At 40.0% G+C, this 18,345-nt stretch carries 13 protein-coding genes and 1 pseudogene; 8 read left to right on the top strand and 6 right to left on the bottom strand.

The features are described from left to right. The 3 genes and pseudogenes from BACCOP_RS09945 to BACCOP_RS09935 form a co-directional block, all read left to right on the top strand. Positions 1-444 (top strand): annotated as a pseudogene (locus tag BACCOP_RS09945) (transposase); the annotation flags it as partial. 77 nt (positions 445-521) lie between these two features. After that, entirely contained in the window at positions 522-1,163 is a 642-nt protein-coding gene (locus BACCOP_RS09940) for a response regulator transcription factor (protein WP_007568775.1), read from the top strand. Continuing rightward, on the top strand, positions 1,160-3,220 hold the full coding sequence (locus BACCOP_RS09935; RefSeq protein WP_185150254.1) for a tetratricopeptide repeat-containing sensor histidine kinase: 2,061 nt from the start codon (positions 1,160-1,162) through the stop codon (positions 3,218-3,220). The genes BACCOP_RS09940 and BACCOP_RS09935 overlap by 4 nt, the downstream gene beginning before the upstream one ends. 348 nt (positions 3,221-3,568) lie before the next feature. Here BACCOP_RS09935 and BACCOP_RS09930 read toward each other — a convergent pair whose 3' ends face one another. Next, positions 3,569-5,206, bottom strand: a complete 1,638-nt coding sequence (locus tag BACCOP_RS09930; RefSeq protein WP_007568773.1) for a C69 family dipeptidase — start codon at positions 5,204-5,206, stop codon at positions 3,569-3,571. A 6-nt stretch (positions 5,207-5,212) separates the two neighbouring features. After that, on the bottom strand, positions 5,213-6,874 hold the full coding sequence (locus tag BACCOP_RS09925; RefSeq protein ID WP_040312011.1) for a M23 family metallopeptidase: 1,662 nt from the start codon (positions 6,872-6,874) through the stop codon (positions 5,213-5,215). Positions 6,875-7,603: 729 nt separating this feature from the next. On the opposite strand from BACCOP_RS09925, the gene BACCOP_RS09920 reads away from it, so the two are divergent. From BACCOP_RS09920 to BACCOP_RS09910, 3 genes are all read left to right on the top strand, one after another. After that, a complete protein-coding gene (locus BACCOP_RS09920) occupies positions 7,604-7,882 on the top strand; it encodes a LysO family transporter (protein ID WP_007568770.1) in 279 nt (92 codons plus the stop codon). Further along, entirely contained in the window at positions 7,879-8,505 is a 627-nt protein-coding gene (locus tag BACCOP_RS09915; RefSeq protein ID WP_007568769.1) for a LysO family transporter, read from the top strand. Before BACCOP_RS09920 ends, BACCOP_RS09915 begins: the two co-directional genes overlap by 4 nt. A gap of 355 nt (positions 8,506-8,860) precedes the next feature. Then, complete coding sequence (locus BACCOP_RS09910; RefSeq protein WP_007568765.1) at positions 8,861-9,937, top strand: YeiH family protein; 1,077 nt, start codon at positions 8,861-8,863, stop codon at positions 9,935-9,937. A gap of 105 nt (positions 9,938-10,042) precedes the next feature. On the opposite strand, the gene BACCOP_RS09905 is transcribed toward BACCOP_RS09910, so the two are convergent. Both BACCOP_RS09905 and BACCOP_RS09900 read right to left on the bottom strand, forming a co-directional pair. After that, positions 10,043-10,975, bottom strand: a complete 933-nt coding sequence (locus BACCOP_RS09905) for a LysR family transcriptional regulator (RefSeq protein ID WP_007568763.1) — start codon at positions 10,973-10,975, stop codon at positions 10,043-10,045. After that, positions 10,976-11,557 carry a DUF6621 family protein gene (locus BACCOP_RS09900; protein WP_007568761.1) on the bottom strand — a complete coding sequence of 194 codons (582 nt, stop codon included), beginning with the start codon at positions 11,555-11,557 and terminating at the stop codon, positions 10,976-10,978. It lies immediately after the preceding gene. Between the two features lie 195 nt (positions 11,558-11,752). Here BACCOP_RS09900 and clpB point away from each other — a divergent pair, with 195 nt between their 5' ends. Together clpB and mltG are read left to right on the top strand one after the other, a co-directional pair. Next, complete coding sequence (gene clpB / locus BACCOP_RS09895) at positions 11,753-14,341, top strand: ATP-dependent chaperone ClpB (protein WP_007568759.1); 2,589 nt, start codon at positions 11,753-11,755, stop codon at positions 14,339-14,341. Between the two features lie 124 nt (positions 14,342-14,465). Further along, positions 14,466-15,491 (top strand): endolytic transglycosylase MltG, encoded by a 1,026-nt coding sequence (gene mltG, locus BACCOP_RS09890; RefSeq protein WP_007568757.1) that lies wholly within the window; start codon positions 14,466-14,468, stop codon positions 15,489-15,491. Positions 15,492-15,520: 29 nt separating this feature from the next. Here mltG and BACCOP_RS09885 read toward each other — a convergent pair whose 3' ends face one another. Together BACCOP_RS09885 and BACCOP_RS09880 are read right to left on the bottom strand one after the other, a co-directional pair. Beyond that, a complete protein-coding gene (locus tag BACCOP_RS09885; protein ID WP_007568755.1) occupies positions 15,521-16,210 on the bottom strand; it encodes a potassium channel family protein in 690 nt (229 codons plus the stop codon). A 3-nt stretch (positions 16,211-16,213) separates the two neighbouring features. Next, entirely contained in the window at positions 16,214-18,046 is a 1,833-nt protein-coding gene (locus BACCOP_RS09880) for a TrkH family potassium uptake protein (RefSeq protein ID WP_007568753.1), read from the bottom strand. Between the last annotated feature and the right edge of the window lie 299 nt (positions 18,047-18,345).

Raw genomic sequence — 18,345 nt, 5'->3', positions numbered from 1 at the left:
TGAGGGTATATGCAAAAGCTCTCAAAAGGTAAGCCTTCCTTAGCCGTCTGGTATCCGATGGACGGGAGGACAGACAAGTGGCAGCTTTACTTCTCTACAGACGATTCCATGGATGGACGTGAGGTGCTGGATTATTACAGAACCAGGTTCCAACTGGAATTTTGCTTTAGAGATGGCAAGCAGCATGCAGGAATCACCAACTGCCAGTCAACCGACTTCAGGAAGTTGGATTTTCACTTCAATGCATCGCTCGCAGCTGTCAACTTGGCCAAAGCGGCATGTAAGAGGCTCGGAATAGCCTATTCCATATCCTCTTGCAAGTCTTTCATACACAATGCTTATATGCTTGAACGATTTATTTGCGTGTTCGGGATTAACCCAGACCCGCAAGTTATTGACAAACTTTTCAAAGAACTCATTTTATTTACTGCCAGAGCCGCTTAGGCTTGGCGAATTTTTAACGAACTATTGTGTAACATAAAAGTGAATAAATATATCTTTTAGAAAACAGAAACTTTTGTATGAAAGAACATATCTACATATTGGACGATCACCCTATGATAGCAGAAGGTACTGCTCAACTACTGATGACGGATGAAAGATATCAGGTCACAACAGGAAAGCATTACTCTGAACTGTATAATTTTATAGAAAGTAATCCCATTAGTCTTTTAATCATCGATTACGAGCTACAAGATAAAACAGCATTAGATCTGCTGCCATACTTACAAAAGAAAATACCTCAGACACCTGTGCTTGTATATACTATGCATACGGAGTTTTGGATAATAAAACTGCTAATAAAAAAAGAAGTAGCAGGTATAGTTTCCAAAAATGATAATACCAGCGAAATAAAAAAAGCAATCGAATCTATCCTATTGACAAAAAATAAATACTACTCTCCCACAGCACTCAATATTGTATTGTCGCTTGTAGGAGATCATTCTGCAACAGATTCGATAGCATATACACCAAGCCCTCGTGAAAAAGAAATCATCAATATGTTATCATGTGGGTACACATCTGAGGAAATAGCCCAAAAACTTAACCTCAGCAAAAGCACTATAGATACAATGAGAAAAAACATATTATTAAAAAGTGGCGCTATCAATGTCTCACATCTTATGCGCCTGGCTTTTATAAAAGGATGGATAACTACATGAAAAAATTAATCTTAAGTTTCGTTCTAAGTATTTTTACTGGATATATCACAGCCAACAATTTTGTCCAACAGATTCAACAATACGGCGATAACGGTGACTTTCACCGGATGGATTCTATATATTCTCTAGCAAAACAACAAGTGAATTACCAAAACGACCCAGTTGCCGCAGTAGAGATACACACAACTTATGCTACTTACCTCAATTCGAAACGAGAGTATGATAAAGCATATTCAATACTTAAGGATGTCAAAAAAGAAATCAGTCTTTTAAAAGACAGAAGATTTTCATCCGACGCTCAAAAAAAATTATTACAATCGGAAAGTATCGCTACCTATGAAATAGCGTATGGACTATGGTCAAACAATAAACTTGATGAAGCAAAGAAATTTGCTCACGAAGCTATAAAACTGTTTGAGCAAGCTAATGACACTTCCCGACTGGCTGAATCATATAACTTATCAGGAGTTATATACAAGAATTCATTCATGCTCGACAAAGCTATTTTAATGTACAAAAAAGCTTTGAAAATAACCGAACAACAAAAAGATTATACACTTTCAGCCATCATCAGCAGCAATATAGCCACTCTGTACAATGAACTGGAGGAAAATCAAAAAGCAATAGTATTTTCACGGAGATTTTTTTCATACCCACAAACAGATACACTTGCATTCGATTATCAGATCAATAAGATAAGTTATTTATGTAACCATGCCATCCTTCTCACAAACGGGAAATATTATAAGAATGCCATCGATAGTCTTCAATTAGCTACCAGGTTATTACAAGACAATATGCCCGCAGGACTAAAATTATATATCTATACCAATTACGCAAAAGCACTATATGATACAGGAGAAACCAAATCAGCAATCAAATATTACCAGAAAGCCATAAGCTATAAAAAGCAATCAAGCAACGAGTACAATAAGGCAAATTTGGATTACCTGTACGGATATATGCTTTTTCAGGCTACAGACTCTCTGACTCAAGCCCGACAATATCTATCAAACGCTTTAGATTTTTACAGAAAAAATCCAAGTGTGCTACTCACCAAGTCCCTTCTTGCATTGGCAGAGGTAGAAGCCAAAAGAAACAACGTGAAAGAGTCATACAAATTGGCTCTTGAAGCATACGAAACAGAGCAAAAAATCCAACACAAGAATTTCCATAATCGTCTGGCCGGATTCGAAGCTGAACTTAAAACTAAAGAAAAGAATCTGGAAATCATTAGCCTCAACGCAGAAAAAGCCAAAAACAAAATCGCATATCAAACACGTATATACATTATTTCCAGCATATTAATACTAATCATACTACTATCTTGTATCATTATAATCAGTCTTCAGAAAAGAAAAGTAGCACTTAAACTGAGTCAATCGGAACTGGAAAAAGAACTAAGGAATAAAGAAATACAAAGCCAGCAGCTAATTGATGAAATGAATAAGAAAATGACAGAAAGATATCTTAAAGGACTGGAAGACAGCAATAACTATATTTCTAAAGAACTCCATAACAATGTCTGCAATGAGTTGCTGGCAACTGAAATGCAGTTACAGCAAGCAAATGCCAGTCAACTTGCAGCACAGCTTGGCGTGATACGAGAAACCGTACGTAACATATCACACCAATTATCGACACCAAATTTCAGCAACATCAGTTTATATCAAATGCTGAATCTATACGTCGAAAAACTAAGTGCTTTAAAATCTCCAGCCCTGCATCCATATATAGCCGACGAAATAAACGATTTATCAATTCCATCAGAAAATATTTTGGAAATATACAGAATCTTGCAGGAAATCATATCCAATATAATCAAACATGCACATGCCCAAAACATGTATCTTACTGTCAGTTGTACACCCAGCGACATAGAAGTTATAGTAGAGGATGACGGCCAAGGATTTGATACGTCCTCATCTCATAATATCTTGACAGCAGGATTAGGATTACAAACGATAAAAGAAAGATGCAATAAATTGCAGGGAGAATGTGAAATCGAATCTACTTTAAATAAGGGAACAATCATTCACATGCGATTTTCTGTTTGAAAGCTATTAATAGTCAGATAATACAAAAATCAGGATACATCTTCACGATGTATCCTGACTAAATTAACACAATTTATTTGTGCCCCATCTCTAAATAAAAAAACAAAGTTTGAATTATAGTATCACATTTTCTAATCGATCATTGTACTCTTTATCTTATTTTCTCACATAAATCTTTCTCTTTTTACAAAAGTACATTATCAATATAAAAAAAATACCCCCATAAATAATGATTCTATTATCACTATTTATAGGGGATAATGCAAAAACAGCTCTCTCGTTAATCGAATCAAAAAAATGACTCACAAATCCTTGAACAGCTGTTTTTAGTTATTCATTTTGTATTTCTTATTTCACCAGATAACGTTCTCCGGTAGCTTTTACAACCTCATTCAAGAATTCCTGCGGATAACCCGGACGATCGAGAGGAGCAGTATTTCCTGTTTCAGGACGTACAATCTTACCATTCTTTACACGTTTTACTACTCCATCATTATAACGGACAATCAGGAACTCACCCAGTTTTTTCCAGCTATCAACAGCAGTCTGAGCAGCCATTCCTGTGTAATTGGTAAGAAAATCCTTTGCTTTCTGAGGATCTTGAGTATACAGTTTCATAGCGGTACTCTCGATACCTTCCTGAGCGTCAGCATACATATCTTCCAATGAATTCTGAACTGTACGCATATCGTCTATCATCAGACTATAGCGGGGACGAATCATATCTGCTACCCAGTTGTAAATCCAGAAAGCAGAATTCCATGAGAATGTCACACAGTCGCCCTCTCCTTCTGCATAAGAAGCAGGAACTTTATCGGTATTACAATAAACCGGAGTAAATACAGTCATATTGGCATCATCAACTCCAAACCAAAGTACTCCACCGATGGCATCAGGCATAGTAGAACGCATTTGAGAAACAAAGACAAAACCACTCTGCTGAGTTGAAATAGGACGTTCGTTGAAGTAAGTCTTGCCATCCACTTCAAATGTCAATGGAGATAAACGATAAGGCATTTTAAATGCTCCTGCTCCCATATCGTTAGTGATATCAAGCGGAGTACCTTCATAATGATCGCGCATAGCATGCTGAATATCACGAACAGAAACCTTACGGTCCGGCTTAATATAAAGCGGCATCGGTTCTTTGCTTTCACCTTGTATGTAAGAAAGATAAGCCTGTCCGGTTACTTTGCTGAACATGTTATAGAAACTCCACACACGAGCCTCGCAAGCACGCAACCCACTGAAATCAAGCGGACAATAAGCATCAGCAAAGCTGAAATCCTTGTTTACTCCATCGAAATAACCTTTTTCACGTGCAAACGAAATCACATCCGGAGAATAAAGACAATTATCTTTATCGTTCATATCAAACTGATGAATACGGCTTTGGTTTGCATGAGCTGCTATACAGTCGTCCGGAATACGGACTGCTACCCATACAGCTCCCTTCACTCCTGGTCCTTTTCCAATCATTTCCATAATCCAAGCCTCATTCGGATCGGCAATAGTAAATGATTCACCACTGCTGTAATAACCATATTCCTTCACCAGATCAGTCATAACCTTGATTGCCTCTTTGGCTGTACGCGAACGCTGCAAAGCAACATAAATCAAGCTTCCGTAGTCCATCACACCGGTAGTGTCAACCAGCTCCGGACGACCTCCGAATGTAGTTTCTCCGATAGTAACCTGAAACTCGTTCATGTTTCCTATCACATTGTAGGTCTGTTTAGCTTCCTTTATCTGTCCCAGATACTTACCAGTATCCCACTCGTAGATATTACGCATTGTACCCGCTGCATGTACGGCAGCCGGATAATGGCAAAGGAACCCAAACATGCCATACGAATCGGCAGAATAGGATACGATTACAGAACCATCGGCAGAAGCCTTCTTGCCGACAATAAAGTTGGTACATGCCCAACCGTTTACACACGCTGCTACCACAAGGCAGGCAGTCAACATTAGTTTTTTTATCATACGTATTTAGAATTTATATTGTTTTCGTGTTTCGTTACCACAATTATCAGTCACTATCACTTCCAGTTTATGAGACACACCTTTTTTTATCCGTTCCGGGTCCTGAATGATCAGAATACCTTTCTTCAATCCGAAAAGTACGAAGTTGCCGTCTACATATACTTTATAATCCCGAATACCAGTCTGTGCGTCACTGATCTTAAAGCGAATATTTCTGTTCACACGCCAACTACCCTGTCCCAAAGGAGTAACCTGAGGAGGTATCGTATCTACCCCTACAGCAAATGTTCCCAATGTGCGGACTTTGGTCTTTATCCAGCCATTCTGATACGTTCCTCCCATAGAAGAGCGCCATTTTCCAGCTTTCTGCACAATATAATATTTTGTCGTATCGGCAACAGGCAAATGGCGTACCCCAATAGACAGATCACAGAAGCTATGTAAAGGAGTACGTCCGATATCGAGCACATAATCGAAAGAAATACTGTTGGAATCACCGATTACTCTCGTCCGCAATTCAGCATCATCGTAAAGCATGCCCTTAGGCACAACCAGTTCCATACCAGGCTCCTGAATAACATTTGTCTTATTCCAGTACAACATCTTATTGGCTTCGGGTACATAAGGAGGAATCTCCTGTTTTTTGCCTCGCACCATAAAACGATATTTACGCTTATTACCGAAATTATCCTCCAGTACGTAGCAGAAATGATAATCACGTTCCTCATCAATAGTCACCAGTCCGCGGTCTGAACCGGTTTCTATCAGGCGAAGCCTATTGCCCGGCAACTTATACGAACGCATGATAAGCCTGCGCGTACGCATCAGTTCATCATAATCAGTAAAACCGTTTATCATACGATTCTCATCGGCAGAAACCTCATCAGTTGTACTATTGAAAACCTTTACAGAATCTACATACAAAGTAACCGAATGCACTCCATAAAAATTTGACGTTCCGTCCATATAGTCCTTGGCACTGATACCCGTATAAATCTGCCCCCAAGCTGTAAACTGCTGCTTCAAAGCTCCTACATTTACCAGTTTCTTTCTGGAAGAACCATTTATTACACCTTTGCCAGCCACCGGATAAAGCCCGACAATACTAGCTACCGGTGACCTGGTATCCTTCAGATAATGACTGAAAAATGGCATAGGATCTACATAATCTCCATTGTCGTTTCTCCGTAATTCCAGATGAAGATGCGGTCCTGCCGATGCTCCTTCATTCCCGCTTAAAGCGATGATATCTCCAGCCTTTACAGGAAACTTATCAGGTTCGGGATACAGATTACATACAAACGTTTCATGTTCATACTGGTATGCACGTACATATTTCTGTATTTCCGGAGCAAAAGATACAACATGTCCGTAGACTGAAGTATATCCATTGGGATGAGTAACAAAAATCGCCTGACCATATCCACCATGCAATACCATGATTCGTGATACGTATCCATCGGCAACAGCATGAATCGGTTTACCTGTAACCCCTTGTGTCTTTATATCTAGTCCGTTATGAAAGTGATTTGGCCTCAACTCACCGAAATTTGCACTTAGCAGCAACGGAAAGTCGAAGGGAGAACAAAATTCAGCTTTCATACTTTCCTGAGCCTGTCCGCAGAGTGCCGTTCCTAAGGCAAGTGCCAACAATGTATTTCGTATCATGTTAATGTCTGCTTTTTCTCCACAAATATACATCATTTATTTTTGATATATCCTGATTTTACTTACCTTTGTATAGATGGGTATGGCTATCGGGCATCTTTTCGTACATGTTTTTCTTTTATAAGGGCTGAAAAAACCGTTACATTTACCACTTTGCTTTTACTCTTTATATTTAGGATTTTCAATAGGATCAAAATAAATCGACTATTAGCAACCTGGCATTATGGATGGCAGGCTGCACACTTTGCGATAATGTAATGACTAACATCGACAGCATCGTAACTTGAATGGTTCTGGATTTTCTCTCTTTATGACTGAATTACCAGCAACGAAAAAGTATCCGGGAGCATCAGTTCTTCTTCATAACGGTATTCTCCGTTTATGTATGTCGTGTTACGAAGATACGCTGCAAGCAGGAGTCAGTCGAATAATAAAATACTCTATTTCAACCTGCTTGTGGCGAATCTCGACTGTTTGTACTGCTTTTATGCATAATGATTTGGAAAATATGCAAAAACATCATACCTTTGCGCCATCAAAAACCAAACTGACCAATGAATATAAAAGCGATACATACCGACATAAAGTTGCTGTTGCATGAACCTATATGCAACGGTTATCGCATCGTACACATACATTGGTTCAGTGGATTTCTATGAGGTACAGCCGCTTCTGACGGCACAACAAAGACTATATAACAAAAGTTTCTAACCTCATAATCAAGTATATATGTTTACTGTTATCGGATTTATGTTGACAGGGATCATTGTGGGATACCTGTTCAGAAATATTGCCTTTTTGCAAAAGACAGAAAAGACCATTTCGATTACTATTTTTCTTCTGTTGTTCCTGCTTGGAATCTCAGTCGGTTCAAATGAACTAATTATCAATAATCTGGCTGCATTTGGATGGCAGGCTGCCATACTGGCTTTTTCTGCTACCTGCGGCAGTATTCTGGCATCGTGGATGGTGCTGAAATTTTTCTTCAAGAAAGGAGGTGAACAATGAAAGGAAGTATTATCGTTTTATTGTTTTTTGTAGCTGGCTGCATATTGGGAGTTATGGGATGGCTTCCTTTTGATCTTAAGCAAAGTAACCTGACGATGTATATCTTATATGCACTGATGCTACAAGTAGGATTAAGTATCGGATCGAGCAAGGATTTGAAGTATATCATATCCGATATTCGTCTGAAATATTTGCTCATACCCCTTGCCACTATATGTGGTACGCTGCTCTTTTCGGCACTTGCCAGCCTGCTGATTTCCCGCTGGAGCATATTCGACTGTATGGCTGTAGGAAGCGGATTTGCCTATTATTCGCTCTCGTCCATCCTGATTACTCAGTTCAAAGAAGCTTCTATCGGACTTCAACTTGCTACCGAATTAGGAACAATCGCATTGCTGTCTAACATATTCCGTGAAATGATGGCATTGCTTGGAACACCATTGTTATGCAAATACTTCGGAAAGCTTGCTCCGATCTCAGCTGCCGGAGTAAACTCCATGGACGTGGTCTTACCCATGATCACTCGATATTCGGGTAAAGATATGATGCCTGTTGCTATTTTTCACGGCATACTGATAGATATGAGTGTTCCATTTTTTGTCTCTCTATTTTGCAAATTATAAGCAGAAGATTATCAACTATTTAAGCAACAGCTGTCATGCACTCAAAAAAACATCATCATCTTTTTTAGAAAATTGATGTAAAGTTTCCCAAAAGATCATGATAAAATCAATAAAACTTGCTGAAGTTTTATTTCGACAACTATGGCAGTACTTCTGCATTTAGAATCCTTTCTTCTTTTTCATACTTCTGGTAAGCCAAACAGCATACCGACAGAAAAGAAGAAAGGACTAATTGTTTACTTCAAGGTTATTACCTTTGGTTATAACGGATAAATATTTTTCAATAGGTTTCCACTGAATAATGACCTACCTTTGCAGTCGAAAAAAAAAGAATTAACCATTAAAAAATTATACGATGTTCGAAAAAGGAAACAGAGGTAATACCATTCATGGTATTTTGCTTATTGCATTATTTTCATTTGCAGCATTCTACATTGCTGAAATTCCATTTGTAAAAAGTCTTTCATTCAGTCCGCTGATTGTAGGTATCATATTGGGTATGCTTTATGCTAACAGTTTGAGAAACCATTTACCCGAAACTTGGGTACCGGGAATCAAATTCTGTACTAAACAAATCCTGCGCGCAGGTATCGTGTTATATGGTTTCCGACTGACACTTACTGAAGTTGCTGCAGTAGGATTACCTGCGGTTATAATCGATACAATCATAGTTGCAGGAACTATCTTCCTGGGCATCTGGTTGGGACGTGCCATGAAAATGGACAAAGATACTTCACTGATGACTGCAACGGGTAGTGCTATCTGTGGTGCGGCTGCGGTACTGGGTGCAGAACCGGTAGTGAAATGTGAAGGTCACAAGACAGCTATTGCCGTATCTACAGTGGTAATCTTCGGAACAATTTCAATGTTTCTTTACCCCATCATGTACCGTGCCGGTATGCTAGACGGATTGGGAGATATGGGAGTTGCCATTTACACCGGAAGTACCCTTCACGAAGTAGCGCATGTAGCCGGAGCCGGTAATGCCATGGACCCTACCGACGCACTGGGTATTGCAGGTACAGCTACTATCACAAAAATGATTCGTGTGATGATGCTTGCTCCGGTATTGGTCATCATGAGCTTTGCTTTGGCAAAACGTAAAAGCAGCACTAACGGAGGAAAAGCAGAAAAGAGTAAAATCACTATTCCATGGTTTGCTTTCGGATTCATCGGAATCATCTGTCTGAACTCACTTTTACAATATATATTAGGTGTAGACAGCGTAAAGGAAATACCTTTGAACGGTGCAATCGAATACATTGATACATTTATGCTGACAATGGCAATGACTGCCCTTGGTACAGATACCAGTATCGAGAAATTCAAACAAGCAGGTGCAAAACCATTCTTGCTGGCAGGATTGCTGTATATCTGGCTGGTAGGCGGTGGCTATCTGCTGACTAAATACCTGGTTCCTGCTTTCATGTAAAAATTAAATATTACAAGTAGTCCCGGCATATTTCGAATGATCTGACGGATAATCAGAAATACAGCCGGGACATTTTTATTGTCCAGCATCCAACGAAAACGGATGCTATACCATCATCTTACCTATTATATCTCCCGCAGCTTTACGCGACTTCAAATAGCTTTGTACAAAACGAATAAAATTGGCAGCCGGAGCTTCCTCCTGTCCCTGAGCACGCACAAAACAGAAATGTCTTTTTATCTGTAGTCCGTTTATATCAATTATCTTAAACTCGCCTTCACGAAGTTCTTTCAACATTGCCTGAAGGGATATAATGCCCATTGTGGAGCTGTTTCTCAAAAACTGCTTAATGCTTTCCGTACTACCCAAATACAACCTGACATTCATCGACGAAAGCTTTATTCCCTGTTCGGATAGTGCCATTTCAATTGCATCGAGTGTACCCGATCCTCGTTCACGAAGTACCAGTGGTATATCCTTAAGTTCATCGAGTGTCAGCGAATCTTTTTTAGCCAAGGCAGAAGAAGTACAAACTACCGGCACCAGCTCATCGTGCAGAAAAGGCTCATATTTCAGGTTAGGCAAGCGGAATACTCCTTCTACCATACCTAAATCTATATTGTGTTCCTGCAATGCCTGTTCAACATTGCGTGAATTTGTATCTATCAGCGAAACGGAAACTTTCGGATATTTCTCTGTAAAAGCTGCTAAAATAGGCGGAAGCACATACTGGGCTATCGTCGTACTGGCACCCAGACGAAGCTGGCCGTTGTATTCATTATGCAACAAATGCATATCGTACTCCAGCTTACGATATTCGGCCAAAATACGCTCGCAATGTTCCAGCAAAACATTTCCCGATTCGGTCAGCGAAATCGTATTCCCTAAACGATTGAACAACCGGGTTTGATACAAGCTTTCCAGCTCGCGTATATGTTTGGTTATAGCGGGCTGGCTGACGAACAATTCCTGCGAAGCCTTTGTAAAGCTCAGGTTTTTCGCCACACTGTAAAAAACTTTCAGTCGGAAGTCTGACATTTAGAGTTCCTCCGCACGTATTCCTAATGACTGAAGAATGGGGAATCCCAACATCTCAAACGAATAATCACCTTCGTATGCAGGAGGGTTCATTCCAAAAACGGTAATGCTTTCCTTACCTTTCACCTTATTTATATAGTTACCCATGCGCTCACCATATCCGTCTTCATCGGGCACAATGATAATGCGATGAACATCTTTCGATTCACCGGCCAACTGGAACGACTCGATAAACAGGTCTTCGCGGGTTGCCATATCGGAAGGCTGGAAGGCATAAAGTGAAAATTCGCCCAGCTGACTCTTGAACGCTACATCATGGAGTTCTTTTCCCAGATTTGAAGGAGTGCAAAAATTCATTTTTTCTTCTCCGGCATCGTAGATAAAAATCACCTGTACCTCATTTTCTCCCAGCTGTATTCCTGCATCCAGAGCAAGGCACTCCAGCAGGTTAGCGAGATCAGCTTTGGGTAACTCACGGTTCACGATTGGGGCAAAATGAGCACTCATGTCACTGCCTACCCTGTCCAGATAAGAAGCATCTATCAGCATCACAACAGGGGCAAAAGGTATCTTCTTTTCCATATATCAAAGTTTATGGCGATAAAGATAATAAAAACTTTCCTGACATTTTGATATATATCCGGACAATATTGCAGTTTTCAAAGCTAACACACTGACATTTAGGCATATAATTATATTCTTAAAGCTGTGGCAAGAAGTTTGTCTGATAAAAGGTGTATTACAAAAACATAGATAAATAAGAAAGGAGAACAATATATGAACTTTAACAACTTTACAATCAAATCGCAAGAAGCTGTGCAACAAGCGGTGAATCTCGTACAAAGCCGCGGACAGCAAGCTATCGAGCCGGAACATTTGTTGGCAGGGGTGCTGAAGGTTGGCGAAAATGTCACAAACTTCATTTTCCAGAAACTTGGCATCAACGGTCAGCAGATAGAAACCGTACTCGACAAGCAAATAGCTTCTTTGCCAAAGGTTTCAGGAGGTGAACCTTACCTGAGCCGTGACGCTAATGAAGTATTGCAGAAAGCTGTCGAGCTTTCCAAATCACTGGGTGATGAATATGTTTCGCTGGAAGCTATCATCTTGGCTTTGCTCAATGTAAAAAGTACCGTATCTACCATCTTGAAAGATGCAGGTGTTACCGACAAAGAGCTGCGAGCTGCTATCAGTGAACTTCGTCAGGGACAAAATGTTACTTCACAGTCTAGTGAAGATACATACCAGTCACTCAGCAAATATGCCATCAACCTGATAGAAGCTGCACGTAACGGCAAGCTGGACCCGGTAATCGGTCGTGATGAAGAAATCCGTCGTGTACTGCAAATCTTGAGCCGTCGTACCAAAAACAATCCGGTCCTGATTGGTGAACCGGGTACAGGTAAGACAGCGATCGTAGAAGGACTGGCTCAGCGAATCCTGCGTGGAGATGTTCCGGAGAACTTGAAAAACAAGCAATTGTTTTCGCTCGACATGGGTGCGCTGGTTGCAGGTGCAAAATACAAAGGCGAATTCGAAGAACGACTGAAGTCGGTTATCAACGAAGTAACCAAATCGGATGGAAATATCATCTTGTTCATCGATGAAATCCATACACTGGTAGGTGCCGGAAAAGGTGAAGGTGCCATGGATGCTGCAAACATCCTGAAACCGGCCTTGGCACGTGGCGAACTGAGAAGTATCGGTGCTACTACCCTTGATGAATATCAGAAATATTTTGAAAAGGATAAAGCACTCGAAAGACGATTCCAGACCGTCATGGTAGACGAACCGGATACGGCAAGCTCTATTTCTATCTTGCGTGGATTGAAGGAACGTTATGAGAATCACCATCAGGTGAGAATCAAAGACGAAGCCATCATTGCCGCTGTAGAACTGAGTAACCGTTACATCACCGACCGTTTCTTGCCGGATAAAGCTATCGACTTGATGGATGAAGCCGCAGCCAAACTTCGTATGGAACGTGACTCGCTTCCGGAAGAGCTGGATGAAATTGAACGCCGGTTGAAGCAGCTTGAAATTGAACGTGAAGCTATCAAACGTGAAAAAGATGAAGCTAAGCTTGCTCAATTGAACAAAGAAATAGCTGAGTTGAAGGAACAGGAAACTTCATACAAGGCTAAATGGCAGAGCGAAAAAGAACTGGTGAACAAGATTCAGCAGAACAAGAAGGAAATAGAACAGCTGAAATTTGAAGCTGACAAGGCTGAACGCGAAGGCGACTACGGTAAAGTTGCTGAAATCCGTTATGGTAAGTTGCAGAGCTTGGAAAATGAAATAAAGAGTATTCAGGAAGACTTAAAGAAAAAGCAAGGCGACAATGCCATGATCAAGGAGGAAGTTACTGCCGAAGATATCGCAGATGTAGTATCACGCTGGACGGGAATACCGGTAAGCAAGATGTTGCAAAGCGAACGTGATAAATTGCTCCACTTGGAAGATGAATTACATAAACGTGTTATCGGTCAGGATGAAGCAATTGAAGCAGTAGCCGACGCTGTACGCCGTAGCCGTGCGGGACTGCAAGACCCGAAACGTCCGATTGGTTCATTCATCTTCTTGGGTACTACGGGTGTAGGTAAAACCGAGCTGGCAAAGGCTCTTGCCGAGTACCTGTTCGATGATGAATCGCTGATGACGCGTATCGATATGAGTGAATACCAAGAGAAACATACCGTTTCTCGTCTGATCGGTGCGCCTCCGGGATACGTTGGCTACGATGAAGGTGGTCAGTTGACTGAAGCTGTACGCCGTAAACCATACTCAGTTGTTCTTTTCGATGAAATCGAAAAAGCACATCCGGATGTATTCAATATCTTGTTGCAAGTATTGGACGATGGACGTCTGACTGATAATAAGGGACGTACGGTAAACTTCAAGAACACCATTATCATCATGACATCCAACTTGGGAAGTTCTTACATACAAAGTCAGTTCGAAAAGATCAATGATCAGAACCACGACCAGGTTGTAGAAGAAACCAAGGCAGAAGTGATGAATATGCTGAAAAAGACCATCCGTCCGGAATTCTTGAACCGTATAGATGAAACAATCATGTTCCAGCCGTTGAACAAGAACGAGATTGAACAGATTGTACGCTTGCAGATAAACGGCATCAAGAAAATGCTGGAAGAAAATGGTGTTACACTCCAGATGAGCGATCAGGCTGTAGATTTTATTGCTACTGCCGGATACGATCCAGAGTTTGGTGCTCGTCCGGTAAAACGTGCTATCCAGCGCTACTTACTGAACGATTTGTCAAAGAAGCTTCTGTCACAGGAAGTAGACCGTACTAAACCGATCATCGTAGAACGTAGCAGTGAAGGTTTGATATTCCGAAACTAAACTACTTATACAGGTTTCCAGAAACTACCTAAAAGGGAGAGTATTGAAATACGATACTCTCCCTTTTTCTTTTTGTCCAAATGGAAGAAATAAGCTATCTTTGCCGCACTGAAATAAAGCAAGAATGAAAAATAAAAAAGTTATTTATATCGTCGGATCGATTGTCTTATTGATTTTAATCGGTGTCGTTGCCTGCAAAACATTAATACTGAATACCCCTCTCAAAATAGAGAAAGCTGCTTATCTCTACATTGACAGCGACGATAACATAGACTCCGTATATACAAAATTGAAGAAAGATTTCCACACCTCTGATATCACCGGATTACGTATGCTCATTTCATGCAGTAATTATGCTGAAAACATTCACGAGGGAGCCTATAAACTTAAACCGACTGATAACACTTGGCATATATTTCACCAACTGAAAAGCGGACATCAGACTCCCATACGTCTGACAGTACCCAGTGTACGTACGCTCGGAGCATTGGCTAAATCCGTTTCCCGACGTCTGATGACGGACTCAGCTTCTATCGCCAGTTTGCTGAATGACAGTACGTATTGTTCTACGCTAGGATATAATCAATACACGATTCCTGCTCTTTTCATTCCCAATACATACGAAGTGTATTGGACCATGAGTGCTGAGGATTTTATCAAGCGTATGAAAAAAGAACACGACCGGTTCTGGAACAAGGAACGGATGGAAAAAGCAAAAAGTATCGGCTTTACTCCCGAAGAAGTGGCAACTCTGGCTTCTATCGTCGAAGAAGAAACAGCTAATAAGGCAGAAAAGCCAATGGTAGCCGGTCTTTATATCAACCGCCTGCACACAGGTATGCCCTTGCAGGCCGACCCCACTGTAAAATTTGGCTTGCAAGAATTTGGACTTAAGCGTATTCTGCATAAACATCTGGAAACAGATAGTCCATATAATACATATAAACATGCAGGATTACCTCCCGGACCGATTCGCATACCATCTATCGACGGGCTGGAAAGTGTATTGAATTACGCCAAGCATGATTATCTATATATGTGTGCGAAGGAAGATTTCTCTGGCACACACAACTTTGCCAAAAGCTGGAACGAACATCTTGCCAATGCCCGCCGTTACCAACGGGCATTGAACCAGAGAAATATCCACTAAGGGCATTACCTCTTGAATATAATTTTCAATCAACGGATAGATTTCCAGAACTTCATGAAATTAGCATACAGTCCGTAACATACCAATGCATCTTCGGGCTGTATTATATAGTCTTCAGGAAATTCATTGGCTACTTCTCTTTCCAAAATAGAAATACCAATGCAATTCTGTGCCTTCTTTCCACGTATCAATGAAATAATCTTCAAATCGAATTCCTTTTCCAACTGCAATTCATTGATGCCATATCCTGCTAATTTGGCAGGTACATTAAACTTGAAAATATAATGTTCCTCGTCTATCTGAAATGGTTCTACTGATGCATTCAGTTCCAACAACTGGACCAACATACGTGCTGCCTCTTTCTCCGGAGTCAGAATACGGTCTAGCGAAAAAGCTTCAAGCACAGTTTTATGGACATCATCTATCGCACGGGCATAAATATGCTTTACCTTGTTTTTCTTCAACAACGATACAACGCGTACAGAAGCTCCCAGGTCTTCACCTATTGCTACAATAACAACATCTACACTCTTTAATGGAAGAACAGAAAGTGCGATTTCATCGGTTGCATCAAGAACAAAAGCTGTAGCAATCTTATCTTTCAAATGATCCACATAATGTTCCCTCACATCCACTCCTATGACTTCATGCCCCAAAACAGTCAGTTCTTCGGCGAGCTTTCCGCCATAATTTCCCAGTCCTATTACAATATATTTCATATATCAGTTTATTATAATGTTATCACTTGGATATTTATAATTACGCTTCTTTACTTGTTTAATCAGTCCCAGCAACAAGGTAAAAGCTCCTACACGGCCTATGAACATCAGTAAAATAATAACCGATTTACCAGCCGTACTCAAAACAGGAGTAAGATCCAGACTGGAACCCACAGTACTCAAAGCCGATACACATTCAAAAGTAAGTGCCATTAGAGATGCTTTGGGTTCTAACATGCTCATGACAAAAATTGCAGCAGACAGAATGATAAGATACAACATAAGCACTGCATTTGAGCGGCGGATCGAATCATCCGACAATTCTCTCTGGAAAATAGTTACCCGATTTGCTCCTCTAATGACCGCCCACAAATTCAGAAGTATAACAGCAAACACATTTATCTTTACTCCACCTGCGGTAGACTGCGTACCCCCTCCTATGATCATCAGTATAATCATCAGCAACAAAGTCTGTGTAGACAGCGTAGTCAGCCCGACACTGACAAATCCAGCCGTACGCGGACATGTCGCATTGAAGAAAGCATGTACCCATTTATCTGTAACTTCCATGCCAGAAAATGCATTGTTCCACTCGTAAAGAGCAATAGCCAACGTACCCAGCACAAGCAAAATAGCTGTCATTATCAAAACAATACGTGTATTCAAATTATATAAATGGACCTGTTTTGGAAAATGAGACGAACGCCCGAAACACTTCCATTTCAGATAACGTAAATAATAAAAAAGCGTTTCTTTCAGATTCACCAAAATAGGGAAACCAATACCTCCCAAAATAATCAGAAATGAAACGGTTATAAAAAGCAAGTTATGGTTTTGCATAACCGCCGCATTTCCTAAGTTACCCGGCAAAGTAGAAAATCCGGCATTACAAAATGCTGAAACCGAATGGAAGGCTGCAAAATATATTTCCTGTTGCAACGTCATTCCCAGAGTATTGTGTATAGAATACCAGATAATCACCATACCAATACCTTCGATAGCTAATGTGAATCCTAGAATATATAATAAGGTGGATAAAAGAGAATTCAATGAATTAGAACTTATCATATCGCCAACTACCAGCTGATTATATAAAGAAGTATTTCCCATAAAAAACATGGCAAAAAAACTTGTCAGTGTCATAACTCCCAATCCTCCTATCTGGATAAGCAAAATGATAATAATTTGTCCTTCCAGTGTAAAGGTAGACGGAACATCAACCGAAACCAGTCCGGTAACACACGTAGCACTAGTTGCAGTAAACAATGCATCTATCCACGAAATTCCATGATAAGTTGCTCTGGGAAGCATCAGCAATCCAGCCCCAATAAATATTATAACCAAAAAGCTGGAAGCTAAAATAAGAGAAGGATTAGTACGCCTGCCCAACAATCGTACCAAGCTACTGGACAACTGCAATAAAGAATATAATAATAAAATAGCTATCCGATAATAATGACTATGAAAGAACATCCATGTCCAATAAACACCTTCATCTCCAGCATCCGGTTTCTTGAACAGCACAGGAAGTAAAGTCAGATACAGCAAGACATTAATTACCCATGACCAAAATGTATTTTTCTGTCCGTCCTCATCTGATTGAAAAACAATCTGCACTGTAGCCGACAGCAAAAAAACAATCCATACACTCTTATATATAATACGAATAGCCTTTGCCTCATCCGATGAAATCATAAATCCATGTTCATAAACCAAAGTAGCCAAAAACAGGATTGCGCAAAAATACGTAATCCACATGAACCAATTTATGACTTGATAAATACGAGGTAATATCAGTTTCTTACGATAAAGCAAGAGCCTTTCTAAAGAATCCATACTAAAACTGTTTTTATATTAACACTTGCACGCAAATGTATTTATAATTATCGGTTTTCCGATTAAAAGCATGACTTTATTACATATTTGTTTTTCCCCATCTACTCTATTAGTAAAGTCAACATCATCTTATACTCTGAATAGATCTTTCTGAAGAAAAACTTTCATTAAAACAAGCTATCATCTACTTATGTTCAAGAAACGCCGTGCACGGTTTTAAGGCATAAAAACATCAAAATAACAAATAAAAACCAAAAACGGTTGTAATATTACATTGTTTTACTTATTTTTGAAAAATC

This window comes from Phocaeicola coprocola DSM 17136, from assembly GCF_000154845.1.
Taxonomy (GTDB): Bacteria; Bacteroidota; Bacteroidia; order Bacteroidales; family Bacteroidaceae; genus Phocaeicola; species Phocaeicola coprocola.
The sequence above is the reverse complement of the archived record's forward strand: the minus strand, read 5'-3'. Positions and strand labels throughout refer to the sequence as shown.

What these genes read in the sequence shown, in the direction of transcription:
- BACCOP_RS09940 (WP_007568775.1), top strand. Translation starts at nt 522, where the DNA reads ATGAAAGAACATATCTACATATTGGACGATCACCCTATGATAGCAGAA.
- BACCOP_RS09935 (WP_185150254.1), top strand. Translation starts at nt 1,160, where the DNA reads ATGAAAAAATTAATCTTAAGTTTCGTTCTAAGTATTTTTACTGGATAT.
- BACCOP_RS09930 (WP_007568773.1), bottom strand. Translation starts at nt 5,206, where the DNA reads ATGATAAAAAAACTAATGTTGACTGCCTGCCTTGTGGTAGCAGCGTGT.
- BACCOP_RS09925 (WP_040312011.1), bottom strand. Translation starts at nt 6,874, where the DNA reads ATGATACGAAATACATTGTTGGCACTTGCCTTAGGAACGGCACTCTGC.
- BACCOP_RS09920 (WP_007568770.1), top strand. Translation starts at nt 7,604, where the DNA reads ATGTTTACTGTTATCGGATTTATGTTGACAGGGATCATTGTGGGATAC.
- BACCOP_RS09915 (WP_007568769.1), top strand. Translation starts at nt 7,879, where the DNA reads ATGAAAGGAAGTATTATCGTTTTATTGTTTTTTGTAGCTGGCTGCATA.
- BACCOP_RS09910 (WP_007568765.1), top strand. Translation starts at nt 8,861, where the DNA reads ATGTTCGAAAAAGGAAACAGAGGTAATACCATTCATGGTATTTTGCTT.
- BACCOP_RS09905 (WP_007568763.1), bottom strand. Translation starts at nt 10,975, where the DNA reads ATGTCAGACTTCCGACTGAAAGTTTTTTACAGTGTGGCGAAAAACCTG.
- BACCOP_RS09900 (WP_007568761.1), bottom strand. Translation starts at nt 11,557, where the DNA reads ATGGAAAAGAAGATACCTTTTGCCCCTGTTGTGATGCTGATAGATGCT.
- clpB (WP_007568759.1), top strand. Translation starts at nt 11,753, where the DNA reads ATGAACTTTAACAACTTTACAATCAAATCGCAAGAAGCTGTGCAACAA.
- mltG (WP_007568757.1), top strand. Translation starts at nt 14,466, where the DNA reads ATGAAAAATAAAAAAGTTATTTATATCGTCGGATCGATTGTCTTATTG.
- BACCOP_RS09885 (WP_007568755.1), bottom strand. Translation starts at nt 16,210, where the DNA reads ATGAAATATATTGTAATAGGACTGGGAAATTATGGCGGAAAGCTCGCC.
- BACCOP_RS09880 (WP_007568753.1), bottom strand. Translation starts at nt 18,046, where the DNA reads ATGGATTCTTTAGAAAGGCTCTTGCTTTATCGTAAGAAACTGATATTA.